General features: G+C 62.5%; 13 protein-coding genes. 12 read left to right on the forward strand and 1 reads right to left on the reverse strand.

The genetic code is table 11. The annotated features are described in order from the left end of the window. The 3 genes from BQ7477_RS06650 to nusB form a co-directional block, all read left to right on the forward strand. Window positions 1-378 (forward strand): nucleoside/nucleotide kinase family protein (locus BQ7477_RS06650; RefSeq protein WP_073983277.1); only part of this gene is annotated, 378 nt, incomplete at its 5' end. 24 nt (window positions 379-402) lie between these two features. Then, window positions 403-966, forward strand: a complete 564-nt coding sequence (gene efp, locus BQ7477_RS06655) for an elongation factor P (RefSeq protein WP_009055954.1) — start codon at window positions 403-405, stop codon at window positions 964-966. After that, window positions 966-1,619, forward strand: a complete 654-nt coding sequence (gene nusB, locus BQ7477_RS06660; protein ID WP_073983278.1) for a transcription antitermination factor NusB — start codon at window positions 966-968, stop codon at window positions 1,617-1,619. Before efp ends, nusB begins: the two co-directional genes overlap by 1 nt. A gap of 101 nt (window positions 1,620-1,720) precedes the next feature. Here the strand turns inward: nusB and BQ7477_RS06665 are convergent, their stop codons facing one another. Then, window positions 1,721-2,017 carry a DUF2249 domain-containing protein gene (locus BQ7477_RS06665; RefSeq protein WP_073983279.1) on the reverse strand — a complete coding sequence of 99 codons (297 nt, stop codon included), beginning with the start codon at window positions 2,015-2,017 and terminating at the stop codon, window positions 1,721-1,723. 364 nt (window positions 2,018-2,381) lie between these two features. On the opposite strand from BQ7477_RS06665, the gene pyrR reads away from it, so the two are divergent. From pyrR to rpoZ, 9 genes are all read left to right on the forward strand, one after another. After that, window positions 2,382-2,945, forward strand: coding sequence for a bifunctional pyr operon transcriptional regulator/uracil phosphoribosyltransferase PyrR (gene pyrR, locus BQ7477_RS06670; protein WP_073983280.1), 564 nt, complete (start codon window positions 2,382-2,384; stop codon window positions 2,943-2,945). 3 nt (window positions 2,946-2,948) lie between these two features. Then, window positions 2,949-3,935, forward strand: coding sequence for an aspartate carbamoyltransferase catalytic subunit (locus BQ7477_RS06675; RefSeq protein WP_073983281.1), 987 nt, complete (start codon window positions 2,949-2,951; stop codon window positions 3,933-3,935). Further along, window positions 3,928-5,247 (forward strand): dihydroorotase, encoded by a 1,320-nt coding sequence (locus tag BQ7477_RS06680; RefSeq protein WP_073983282.1) that lies wholly within the window; start codon window positions 3,928-3,930, stop codon window positions 5,245-5,247. The genes BQ7477_RS06675 and BQ7477_RS06680 overlap by 8 nt, the downstream gene beginning before the upstream one ends. Next, entirely contained in the window at window positions 5,244-6,431 is a 1,188-nt protein-coding gene (carA, locus tag BQ7477_RS06685) for a glutamine-hydrolyzing carbamoyl-phosphate synthase small subunit (protein WP_073983283.1), read from the forward strand. Before BQ7477_RS06680 ends, carA begins: the two co-directional genes overlap by 4 nt. Continuing rightward, the gene (gene carB, locus BQ7477_RS06690) at window positions 6,431-9,730 is read left to right on the forward strand and encodes a carbamoyl-phosphate synthase large subunit (protein ID WP_073983284.1); all 3,300 of its coding nucleotides are present in this window, start codon (window positions 6,431-6,433) and stop codon (window positions 9,728-9,730) included. Before carA ends, carB begins: the two co-directional genes overlap by 1 nt. Continuing rightward, complete coding sequence (gene pyrF, locus BQ7477_RS06695; protein ID WP_073983285.1) at window positions 9,727-10,593, forward strand: orotidine-5'-phosphate decarboxylase; 867 nt, start codon at window positions 9,727-9,729, stop codon at window positions 10,591-10,593. Before carB ends, pyrF begins: the two co-directional genes overlap by 4 nt. A gap of 101 nt (window positions 10,594-10,694) precedes the next feature. Further along, a complete protein-coding gene (gene mihF / locus BQ7477_RS06700) occupies window positions 10,695-11,006 on the forward strand; it encodes an integration host factor, actinobacterial type (RefSeq protein WP_007589281.1) in 312 nt (103 codons plus the stop codon). Between the two features lie 27 nt (window positions 11,007-11,033). Further along, the gene (gene gmk / locus BQ7477_RS06705) at window positions 11,034-11,591 is read left to right on the forward strand and encodes a guanylate kinase (RefSeq protein WP_073983286.1); all 558 of its coding nucleotides are present in this window, start codon (window positions 11,034-11,036) and stop codon (window positions 11,589-11,591) included. 36 nt (window positions 11,592-11,627) lie between these two features. Next, window positions 11,628-11,894 carry a DNA-directed RNA polymerase subunit omega gene (gene rpoZ, locus BQ7477_RS06710; RefSeq protein ID WP_003792400.1) on the forward strand — a complete coding sequence of 89 codons (267 nt, stop codon included), beginning with the start codon at window positions 11,628-11,630 and terminating at the stop codon, window positions 11,892-11,894. The last annotated feature ends 1 nt before the right edge of the window (window position 11,895 follow it).

Genomic DNA, 11,895 nt, shown 5'->3' on the forward strand with positions numbered 1-11,895 from the left:
GGGCGCGACCCGCGCCTGGCCGAGGCCGCCCGTGCGCAGGCCGCGCACCTTTTAGACGCTAACGAGGGCATTGTCACGCTCGGGGCCTCCCAACCCCTCGACTCCGCCACGGCCTCGGCAATTCAGCAAGCACGTGCCGCGGGCGCGCATGTCGTCGAGCTCGGCGCCGATCTTTCCGCGGTATCTCGCCGAGAAAACCTGGGCGCACCGCGGTCGGTGGGACTTGGCGCACCCCGCGCGGTCCTCACCCAGCTGATGACACAGGCACGCGAGGCGTATGCGGCCGTGGCCGACACAACAGTCGATACGAGTACCCGCACCCCGCAAGAAGTCGCGGATTTCGTCGCCCGCGCGTGTAAACTGACCCCTGATTACTGATTCCTTCTCAAGTGAGGTACCCCTGTGGCAACGACAAATGATCTGAAGAACGGCCTCGTCATGGTGATCGACGGCCAGCTCTGGCAGGTTGTCGAATTCCAGCACGTCAAGCCCGGCAAGGGTCCGGCCTTCGTGCGCACCAAGATCAAGAACGTGCTGTCCGGCAAGACCGTCGACAAGACCTTCAACGCTGGCCTGAAAATCGAGACCGCGACCGTCGACCGCCGCGACATGACGTACCTGTACCAGGACGGCACCGACTACGTCTTCATGGACCAGTCGACCTACGAGCAGATCAACGTTCCTGCCGAGACCGTGGGCGATGCCCGCAACTTCATGGTCGAGAACCAGGACGTCATCGTCTCCCAGCACGACGGCACCGTCCTGTTCGTTGAGCTGCCCGCCACCGTCGTCCTGACGATCACGCACACCGAGCCCGGCCTGCAGGGTGACCGTTCCTCCGCCGGTACCAAGCCCGCGACGCTCGAGACCGGCTACGAGATCCAGGTCCCCCTCTTCATGGAGGAAGGCACCCGCGTCAAGGTAGACACCCGCGACGGCTCGTACTCGGGTCGCGTGACCGAGTAATGTCGAAGCAGCATCGCTTCACCTCGCGCACGAAGGCCCGCAAGCGCGCTGCCGACGTGGTGTACGAGGCCGACCAGCGCGGAATGGGGTCAAACCCCGACGTGCTGCGCGACCTGCTGCGCGAGCGCCGTGTTATCACGGCTGCGCAGACTCCGCTCCCGGATTTTTCGATCCAGATCATCGCTGGTGTGGCCGACAATCTGCGCCGCATTGATTCCCTGATTTCGGCGCATGCCCGCGTGCCCGGCTTGGATCGTATTGCTGCTGTCGATCTGGCCGTCATGCGCGTAGCCGTGTGGGAGATGCTGGAGAACGACGAGGTGTCGCCGATCATTGCTATCGATGAGGCGATTTCGATTGTTCGCTCGATTTCGACTGATACGTCGCCCTCGTTCGTGAATGCGGTCCTGGATGCGATTCGCAAGGATCTAGCTTCTCCCGCCTGGTCGCGCAGGCGTGGTGACGACGATGAGGGACCTGTGGTTGTTTCCTCGGAGAGTGACGAGGCCGTGTCAGGACCCGTCGATCACGGTGAATCCGATGGGTCTTTGCCTGTGCAGGAGGCACCCGTCCGAGCGCTTCCTGAAGGTGCAACGCGTCTCGATGGCGGAAGCGTCGAGGACGAGCTTGACGAGCTGCTCGAGGAATACTGAGCCGACGCCTCGACGACACAAGTGCATGGGTGTGGCCGCCACGGTTGTTCGTGGCGGCCACACTTGTATGCGTCGGCGTTGTGATCCCTGGTCGGGCGCCCTCACAGGGAGACGCGCGTGGTGCGCACGTCCCAGTACTCCGGGCCATCGACGAGGACCTCGAAGGTCCATTCGCCGGGCAGCTGCATGATCTGCGCGAGCAGCGGGCGCGGCAGGTGGGGAGCGCGGATGATGAACGCCTCGCCGGCGTTCATCGACCCGGCTGCGCCCAGCACCGCCGCGTGACGGAGCCGGTGGGGGATAGCGGTCGCATCGATCGTGGGCTCGCCGCCGTCTTGTCCTCCGCACCCGCAGCCGCCGCCGTGGACACCGGGAGTGGGCAGTTCTTCAATGGTCATTGCGTGATCGTCCTGTCTGTCGACGTTGGATAGGTGCGCGTGATCGCACGGTATCAATTTTAACGGCTCTAACCCTTTCATTCCCTTCGTAGGTGACGGGCGTACTGTTCGCGCGAGGCGTCGATACCCGGTAGGGGTATGCTTCTATACCCCTACCGGGTATATCCCTCATAGCCTCACGCCCCGGCGTCCACCACGGGGACATGCCCCACACCGCGCACACCCCCGACGCGCCGCCTCATATGCCTTCCCACGTGGCCTTTCACACGTACGCCCCCTTCAACGCATTGTTTGTCCGACGCGTAGTATTGACGTGGAACACATCCTTTAATGACCGTCCTGTGAGGCGGGGAAGGAGCACGCAGTGGGATCACTGCACGCGGACCGCGCATCGCGCGGCAAAGAAGTACTCGGAGCGGGTGACGTTGCCCGCTCTCTCACCCGAATCGCCTACGAGATCGTCGAACGCAACGGCGGCAGCGATAACCTCATCATCGCCGGCATCCCCACACGCGGGGCGACCCTGGCCCGTCGTCTCATCAACAGGCTTCGTGACGTCTCCGCCGGCAATGCCGATCTCGCCATTATCGATACAACGATGTTCCGCGATGATCTGGCCAGTCAGCCTCTGCGCGCCCCCAAGGAAACACTGATTCCAGTCACCGGCATCGACGGAAAGACAGTTGTCCTGGTGGACGACGTTTTGTACACCGGACGGACAATCAAAGCCGCACTCGACGCACTCACCCGGATCGGTCGGCCCGCAGCCGTCCAACTCGCCGTCCTTATTGACCGCGGCCACCGCGAGCTACCGATCCGACCGGACTACGTCGGCAAGAACCTGCCGACCTCGCGGGATGAAAGTGTCACCATCCTGCTCGACGAAATCGATGGACGCGACGGCGTCCTGCTAGGGAAGGGCCTGTAAGCGATGAGCCTGAGCCATCTCATTTCAATCCGTGACTTGACACGCGAGGAGGCGATCCTGATCCTCGACACAGCGGAACGGATGGCCGCCACGCAGCGCCAGAGCGTCAAGAAACTTCCGACACTCCAAGGCAAGACGGTCGTTAACCTCTTCTTCGAAGATTCAACGCGCACGCGCATCTCCTTCGAAACCGCAGCGAAGCGCCTCAGTGCAGACGTCATCAACTTCCAGTCGCGTGGCTCCTCCGTCTCTAAAGGCGAATCCCTCAAAGACACTGCCCTGACACTGCAGGCCATGGGGGCCGACGCCGTCATCGTGCGTCACTCCTCCTCGGGCGCCGCACATCGGCTGGCCCACGCCGGTTGGATGAACCTTCCCGTCCTGAATGCCGGCGACGGCACCCACCAACACCCAACACAGGCTCTGCTCGACGCAATGACGTTGCGAAGGCACTTCGGTGCACCGGACTTGGCTGGCCGCGTCCCCGAACCTGGCACCGGCCTCGACGGCGCCCACGTCGTGATCGTCGGCGACATCCTGCACTCGCGCGTCGCCCGCTCCAACGTCGACCTGCTAACCCTGCTGGGCGCTCGCGTCACACTTGTGGCACCCCCGACGCTGCTGCCGCTCGGAATTGAAACCTGGAACTGCGATACCTGTTACGACTTCGACGAAGCCTTGACCACCGAACCCGACGCCGTCATGATGCTGCGCGTGCAAAGAGAACGCATGTCGAGCGCGGGCGGAGGTTTCTTCCCCTCACCAGGCTCCTACCACGCCGAATACGGCCTCACCCCCGAGCGATTCACCAAGCTGCGCGCCGACGCAGTCGTTATGCATCCTGGCCCGATGAACCGCGGCCTTGAAATCTGCGCCGCGGCAGCCGATTCTCCCCACTCTGTCATCGTCGAACAGGTCGGTAACGGCGTGTGCATTCGCATGGCTGCCCTCTACCTGCTCCTCGCATCGGAAGGACACAACAATGACTAAGCAGACCCGCGACATCCTCATCAAGGGCGCATCCCTGTTGGGCGGGGAGCCGACCGACATTGCGTTGTCCAACGGTGTCATCGTCGCAATTGGCGTCGGTACCGCAGACACGGTGCATGACCCGCGCGTTATCGATGCGGACGGTCTCATTGCTTTGCCCGGCCTCGTCGACATTCACACCCACCTGCGCCAGCCCGGCGGCGAGGACGCAGAGACCGTCTTTACCGGCACACGCGCGGCAGCCGTCGGCGGATATACTGCCGTCCACGCGATGGCGAACACGACCCCCACTCAGGACACGGCCGCCATCGTCGATCAGGTGGCGCGCCTGGGCGAGGAAGCTGACTGGGTGGAGGTGCGTCCCGTCGGCGCCGTCACGAAGGGCCTGGAAGGCAAACACCTCGCGGCCCTCGGATCGATGGCTCGCTCACGCTCGAAAGTGCGCGTCTTTTCCGATGACGGCAAATGCGTCTCAGACCCCGTCCTCATGCGTCGTGCCCTCGAATACGTCAAGGGATTCGGCGGCGTCATCGCCCAACACAGCCAGGATCCTGACCTTACTGAGGGATCCCAGATGAACGAGTCAGCACTATCCGGCGAGCTGGGACTGACTGGATGGCCGGCGGTCGCCGAAGAAGCGATTATCGCTCGCGACATCCTGCTGGCCAAGCATGTCGGCTCGCGTCTACACGTGTGCCACCTCTCCACAGCGGGGTCAGTCGACATCGTGCGCTGGGGCAAGGCTCAAGGCGTCGACATCACCGCCGAGGTGACCCCCCACCACCTGCTGCTCACGGAGCAGCTGGCAGCCACCTACGACCCGCTCTATAAAGTTAACCCGCCGCTGCGCCGCGCAGAGGACGTCGAGGCGGTACGTGAAGGCTTGGCCGACGGCACGATCGACGTCGTGGGGACGGATCATGCCCCACATCCTCTTGAGATGAAGGACTGCGAGTGGCAGGCCGGTGCTTGTGGCATGACGGGACTGGAGACGGCGCTGCCGATCGTCATCGAAACGATGGTGAATACCGGTCGTATGACCTGGGAGGATGTCGCGCGCGTCCTGTCAACGGCACCGGCGCGCATCGGTCGCGTCGAGACGCAAGGCCGGGGCCTGGTTGTAGGTGCCCCCGCCCACGTCACACTCGTTGATCCCGCTGCGCGCATCACTATTGACCCTGCCAAACAGTGGACCCGCTCGACGAACTGCCCGTTCCGCGGCATGGAGCTGCCCGGCCAGGTACGCTTCACGATCTATGGCGGCGTGCCGACGGTCGCCGATTCCACCCCGATCGCCAAGGAGGATCGATGACCACGACCGATATTGCTCTGCTCGTCCTGGAAGACGGCACAGTCTTCAAGGGGCGCGCGTGGGGGGCGCGTGGTCGCACGCTCGGTGAGATCGTCTTCTCGACCGGCATGACGGGTTATCAGGAGACGCTCACCGATCCCTCATATCACCGCCAGATCGTCGTTATGACGGCACCACACATCGGCAACACGGGTGTCAACGACGAGGACCCGGAATCCTCTCGCATCTGGGTAGCGGGCTTTATCGTGCGTGACGCGGCGCGTCGAGCGTCGAATTGGCGTGCCCGCCGCGAACTCGAGGACGAGCTAATCGCCCAGGGTATCGTCGGCCTCGCCGACGTGGACACCCGTGCGATCACGCGCCACATCCGTGAACGTGGTGCGATGCGCGCTGGTATTTTCTCGGGAGATGCGCTACCTGCGGGTGCCCAGTACATGGGGGACGAGGCCCTGGCTTCGCTCGTGCGGATCGTCTCGGAGTCGCCCGTAATGAGCGGGCAGGCCCTGGCCGCCGAAGTATCCACGGATGAGACCTACGTGGTTGAGCCTCTAGGTGACTACGAGGGTAAGGAACCCCTTGCACGCGTTGTGGCGGTCGATCTTGGCATCAAATCGCGTACGCCCTACCACTTGGCGGCGCGCGGAGCTCGGGTCTATGTCGTGCCTTCGACGGTGTCCTTCGCGGACATTGAGGCGTTGCATCCAGATGGCGTGTTCTTCTCGAATGGCCCGGGTGACCCGTCGACCGCTGACCGTGAGATTGGCGTGCTTCGCTGCGTCCTGGATGCTGGTATTCCCTACTTCGGTATCTGTTTTGGTCATCAGCTCTTCGGTCGTGCACTCGGCTACGGCACGTACAAGCTGAACTATGGGCACCGTGGCATCAACCAACCCGTGAAGGACCTGGAGACGGGACGCGTGGAGATCACCGCGCATAACCACGGTTTCGCCGTGGACGCCCCCGTGGGGGAACCGTCGGTGGCTCCCTTTGAGTCGGGTCGTTACGGTCGCGTTGAGGTGTCGCATGTGGGCCTCAACGACGGCGTCGTTGAGGGGCTTCGTGCGCTCGATATTCCCGCTTTCTCCGTCCAATACCACCCCGAGGCAGCCGCCGGCCCACACGATGCGGCGCTGCTGTTCGACCGTTTCATGTCGCTCATGACCGCCGCGAAGGAGACCCACTGATGCCCCGCAGGAATGATCTGTCATCCGTCCTCGTCATCGGGTCTGGTCCCATCGTCATCGGTCAGGCGTGCGAGTTTGATTACTCGGGTACCCAGGCGTGCCGCGTATTGAAGGAGGAGGGGCTGCGCGTCATCCTGGTCAACTCCAACCCGGCGACGATCATGACTGACCCCGGTATCGCGGATGCAACCTATGTCGAACCCATCACGCCCGAGGTCGTGGCTTCGATTATCGAGAAGGAACGCCCCGATGCGCTGCTGCCCACACTGGGCGGCCAGACTGCCCTGAACACAGCGGTCGCCCTGGCTGACATGGGTATCCTGGAACGTTTCAACGTTGAGCTGATCGGCGCCTCAATCGATGCGATCCGTGCTGGCGAGGACCGCGAGGAGTTTAAGGAGATCGTCGAGCGTTCCGGCGCCGAGGTCGCGCGTTCCTTCATCGCCCACACAATCGAGGAATGCCACGCGGCTGCCGCCGAGCTGGGTTATCCTCTCGTTGTGCGTCCCTCCTTCACGATGGGTGGTCTTGGCTCCGGCTTCGCCTACACGCCAGAGGACCTCGAGCGCATCGCCGGCCAGGGATTGGCGGCTTCTATTACGACCGAGGTACTCCTGGAGGAGTCGATCCTCGGTTGGAAGGAATACGAACTCGAACTCATGCGCGACAAAGCGGATAACGTCGTTGTCGTGTGTTCGATCGAGAACGTCGATCCGGTCGGCGTGCACACGGGCGACTCGATCACGGTTGCACCGGCATTGACCCTGACTGACCGCGAGATGCAGCGTCTGCGCGACATCGGCATCGCGGTCATTCGCGCGGTGGGCGTGGACACGGGCGGCTGCAATATTCAGTTTGCAATTCACCCGAAAACAGGCCGTATCATCGTGATCGAAATGAACCCGCGCGTGTCGCGTTCCTCAGCTCTGGCCTCGAAGGCGACGGGCTTCCCGATCGCGAAGATCGCCGCACGCCTGGCTACCGGCTACACGCTCGACGAGATCCCCAACGACATCACGGGTTCGACCCCGGCCTCGTTCGAGCCGACACTCGACTATGTGGTCGTCAAGGTCCCGCGTTTCACCTTCGAGAAGTTCCCGGCCGCTGATCCCACTCTCACAACGTCGATGAAGGCCGTCGGCGAGGCCATGGCGATCGGTCGTTGCTTCACGGAAGCACTGCAAAAGGCACTTCGTTCCATCGACAAGGGCGGTGTTCAGTTCCATTGGGATGGCCCCGCACCTACCCCCGAGGAGACACGTGCGCTTGTCGAGTCCGCTGGCGTTGGAACCGAAGGACGCCTGGTCCAGGTCCAGCAGGCGATTCGTGGCGGCGCCACCCTGGAGGAGCTTTTTGCTTCGACCAAGATCGACCCATGGTTCCTCGACCAGATGTTCCTCCTGGACGAGGTCGCGACGCGCATCCGCGATGCGGAAGCACTGACGGGCGATGTCCTCGCTGAGGCGAAGCGCCACGGTTTCTCTGACCGTCAGATCGCGGCCATGCGAGGCTTGTCCGAAGACACGGTGCGCGAGGTTCGCGGCGCATTTGGTATCCATCCTGTCTATAAAACGGTGGACACCTGCGCCGCAGAGTTCGCTGCCCGCACGCCCTACCACTATTCGACCTACGACCAGGAAAATGAGGTGCGCCCGCGCGAACGCGAGGCTGTCATCATCCTGGGGGCCGGCCCCAACCGTATCGGCCAAGGCATCGAGTTCGACTACTCGTGTGTGCACGCTGCCATGGCACTACGTGAGCACTACGAGACAATCATGGTTAACTGCAACCCTGAGACGGTCTCGACCGACTATGACATCTCCGATCGCCTCTACTTCGAGCCCCTCACGCTCGAGGACGTCCTCGAAATCTACCGCGCAGAGTGCGCGGCGGGTCCTGTGAAGGGCATGGTTGTCCAGCTCGGTGGGCAGACACCGCTGTCGCTGGCAGCAGACCTGGAGCGTGCGGGTGTACCGATCCTGGGTACCAGCCCTCGAGCGATTGACTTGGCTGAGGACCGCGAGGAGTTCGGCAAGGTGCTTGAGGCCGCGCAGTGCCCTGCTCCAGCGCACGACACCGCGAATACAGCCGAGCAGGTGGTCGCTGTGGCCGAGCACGTCGGCTATCCCGTGCTCGTGCGTCCATCCTTCGTGCTTGGCGGACGCGGTATGGCGATCATCAACGATGAGTCGGCTCTGCGCGAGTACCTCGCAAGTCACGACGCGGATCTGTTGTTCTCGCGTGGCCCCCTCCTCATCGACCGATTCTTGGATGCGGCTATCGAGATCGACGTGGATGCCCTATACGACGGCGATGAACTGTTCATGGGTGCGATTATGGAGCACATTGAGGAGGCCGGTATCCACTCAGGCGACTCGTCGTGCGTGCTTCCTCCCATGACGTTGTCCGCTCGTGAACTCGAACGCATCACTGCCTCGACCGCGGCCATTGCGAAGGGCGTCGGCGTGCGAGGCCTCATCAACATCCAGTTTGCGCTCCTGTCCGACACCCTCTATGTCATCGAAGCCAATCCGCGCGCCTCCCGCACCGTTCCCTTCGCCTCGAAGGCAACCGGCGTGCAGCTGGCCAAGGCCGCGGCTCTTATCCAGGTGGGTGCCTCCATTTCTTCGCTGCGAGAGCAGGGTGTTCTCCCCACAACGGACGCGCGCAAAATCCTTGAGGGTGGGTCCATTGCAGTGAAGGCAGCCGTCTTGCCCTTCAGCCGCTTCCGCACGGCCAAAGGTGAGATCGTTGATACGATGCTCGGCCCCGAAATGCGCTCGACAGGCGAGGTCATGGGCATTGACCGCGACTTTCCAACGGCGTTTGCTAAGTCACAGCTGGGCGCATCCACGGACATGCCGACGTCGGGAACGGTCTTCATTTCGATCGCGGACACCGACAAGCGTGCGATCGTGCTGCCCGCCGCCCGCATGGCGGAAATGGGCTTCACGATCCTGGCGACCTCGGGTACTGCCTCAGTGCTGCGCCGCAATGGCATCGAGGCCCAGTCCGTGCGCAAGTCGTCGGAGGGACGCGGCACAGACGGCGAACCCACGGTCGTCGATCTCATCAACGATGGCCTCATCGACATGGTCGTCAACACGCCGCAGCGCTCCGCGCCGCGTAACGACGGCTACCAGATCCGCGCGGCTGCTGCAGCGCAGGATCGCCCTGCTGTGACGACGCTACAGGCCTTCAACGCAATGGTCCAAGCCATCGAGGTCCGTATGCGCGGCTCCTACGCCGTGCGCTCCCTGCAGGAGTGGGACGCGATCCGATCGGAGGAGACACGATGAACACACCGTCCACAACTGCCCCCATTTCTCTAGGATTCGGTGACCGTCTCTACGCTGCCATGCGTGAGTATGGTCCCGTGTGTGTGGGGATTGACCCGCATGCATCTCTCCTGGCTCAGTGGGGTCTTGACGACGATGCGACTGGCGTGCGGGAGTTCTCTCTTCGCGTTGTCGAGGCCCTCGGTGGGCGGGTGGCTGCGTTCAAGCCGCAGGCTGCCTTCTTCGAACGCCACGGCTCCCGTGGCGTCGCTGTCCTAGAAGAAGTGATCGCCGCCTGCCGCGAGGTAGGGACCCTCTGTATCGTCGATGCTAAGCGCGGCGACATCGGCTCGACGATGGCCGGCTACGCCGATGCCTATTTGTCAGATGGCTCCCCGCTCGCCGCCGACGCAGTGACCCTGTCCCCGTACTTGGGTGTGGGTTCTCTGGCTCCTGCTCTTGAACTTGCCAAGGCTACTGGCAGGGGAGTGTTTGTCTTGGCACTCACCTCAAATCCTGAGGGCGCTTCCGTGCAGCACGCGCGGGGGCAGGACGGTCGCTCTGTCGCAGGTCAGATCGTGTCCCAACTGGCGGACTTTAACGCCTCATGTGACAAATTACACCTCGGTCCTGCAGGTGTCGTCATTGGGGCGACAGTGGGCGACGCTGTGCAGCGTCTGGGTATTGACCTGCCTGCCCTCAAGGGCGCATTTTTGGCTCCAGGAGTGGGCGCGCAGGGCGGTGGCCCAGCGCAGGTCAGGGAGGTTTTCGCAGGAGCGGAGGACGCCGTTGTGGCCTCGTCGTCCCGAGCAATCCTGCGCGGCGGACCCAGCGTGCTTGGTCTGCGCGACGCCTACCTTGCAACTGTTGATTCACTACAATAGGCTGTCGATCTAATCGGAAGTCGGCGTTTTGGGATGGCGCATGTGCTTTGAAAGGTGACATAGTTTAAGTACCGAAGATCCCAACGGAGGAGATGATCAGAATGGCACTACCTGATCTCACGCCGGAACAAAGGGCACAGGCCCTTGAGAAGGCAACCCAGGCACGGCGGCGTCGCGCCGAGGTTAAGAACGCACTCAAGGCGCGCTCAATGAACCTGTCTGAGGTTTTGGAACTCGCTGATTCAGACGAGGCCGTAGCGAAGATGAAAGTCGTTTCGCTCTTGGAGTCGTTGCCGCGTGTCGGTACGAACACGGCCGCCGTCCTCATGGACGAGTACAAGATCGCACAGAGTAGGCGAGTACGAGGCCTTGGCCCCGTCCAACGCAAGGCACTGGTTGAACGCTTCGGCTGATACTGGTACACATGGCACAATTGAGTCATGACTCAGGCTCAATTGACAGTCCTTGCTGGCCCAACCGCCGTTGGAAAGGGAACCGTCGTCGCTGCGCTGTGTAAGCGCTATCCGAACCTGAAAGTGTCGGTTTCGGCGACGACTCGCAATCCTCGGCCCGGTGAACTGAACGGCGTCCACTACTACTTCGTCTCACCTGAACAGTTCGACTCCATGATCGAACGGGGAGACATGTTGGAGTGGGCGCTTGTTCACGGGAAAAACAAGTATGGCACTCCTCGTGGCCCTGTCGACGAGGCGCTCGCAGCGGGCGAACCAGTCTTGCTGGAGATCGACCTTTCGGGCGCCCGCCAGGTACGCTCCAACAGGCCTGACGCGCAGTTTATTTTCTTGGCCCCACCCTCCTGGGATGAACTGGAGCGTCGCCTCATCGGGCGCGGCACTGAAGGGCCGGAGGAACAAGAACGTCGCCTCGCGACGGCTCGCATCGAGCTGGAGGCTGCATCCGAGTTCGACCACATTGTGATCAACGACGATGTCGAGCGCGCGGTGGGTGAGCTGGCCGCACTCATTGGCCTAGAGTAGTATCTATCTGAATCTGCCACTGAGAGGAATACACGCATGTCCGGAATTGTTGCCCAGCCCGTGGGTATCACATCCCCGCCCATTGACGATCTGCTGGAGCACGTCGATTCCAAGTACGCGTTGGTTATTTTCGCCGCAAAGCGTGCTCGCCAGATTAACTCCTATAATCTGCAGCTTCAGCAGAACATGATCCAGTTCGTGGGACCTGTCGTCGACGTCCAGCCCGACGAGAAGCCGCTGGCTGTGTCTCTGCGGGAGATCAACGAGGGCCTGCTCTCTCTCGAAGCTAACCCCGAGGCCTGAC

Source organism: Actinomyces bouchesdurhonensis (assembly GCF_900128465.1).
Classification (GTDB): domain Bacteria; phylum Actinomycetota; class Actinomycetes; order Actinomycetales; family Actinomycetaceae; genus Pauljensenia; species Pauljensenia bouchesdurhonensis.

Coding starts and splice junctions, on each gene's coding strand:
- gmk (WP_073983286.1), top strand. CDS start 11,034: ATGACTCAGGCTCAATTGACAGTCCTTGCTGGCCCAACCGCCGTTGGA.
- BQ7477_RS06665 (WP_073983279.1), bottom strand. CDS start 2,017: ATGACCATTGAAGAACTGCCCACTCCCGGTGTCCACGGCGGCGGCTGC.
- carB (WP_073983284.1), top strand. CDS start 6,431: ATGCCCCGCAGGAATGATCTGTCATCCGTCCTCGTCATCGGGTCTGGT.
- rpoZ (WP_003792400.1), top strand. CDS start 11,628: ATGTCCGGAATTGTTGCCCAGCCCGTGGGTATCACATCCCCGCCCATT.
- mihF (WP_007589281.1), top strand. CDS start 10,695: ATGGCACTACCTGATCTCACGCCGGAACAAAGGGCACAGGCCCTTGAG.
- BQ7477_RS06680 (WP_073983282.1), top strand. CDS start 3,928: ATGACTAAGCAGACCCGCGACATCCTCATCAAGGGCGCATCCCTGTTG.
- nusB (WP_073983278.1), top strand. CDS start 966: ATGTCGAAGCAGCATCGCTTCACCTCGCGCACGAAGGCCCGCAAGCGC.
- pyrF (WP_073983285.1), top strand. CDS start 9,727: ATGAACACACCGTCCACAACTGCCCCCATTTCTCTAGGATTCGGTGAC.
- BQ7477_RS06675 (WP_073983281.1), top strand. CDS start 2,949: ATGAGCCTGAGCCATCTCATTTCAATCCGTGACTTGACACGCGAGGAG.
- carA (WP_073983283.1), top strand. CDS start 5,244: ATGACCACGACCGATATTGCTCTGCTCGTCCTGGAAGACGGCACAGTC.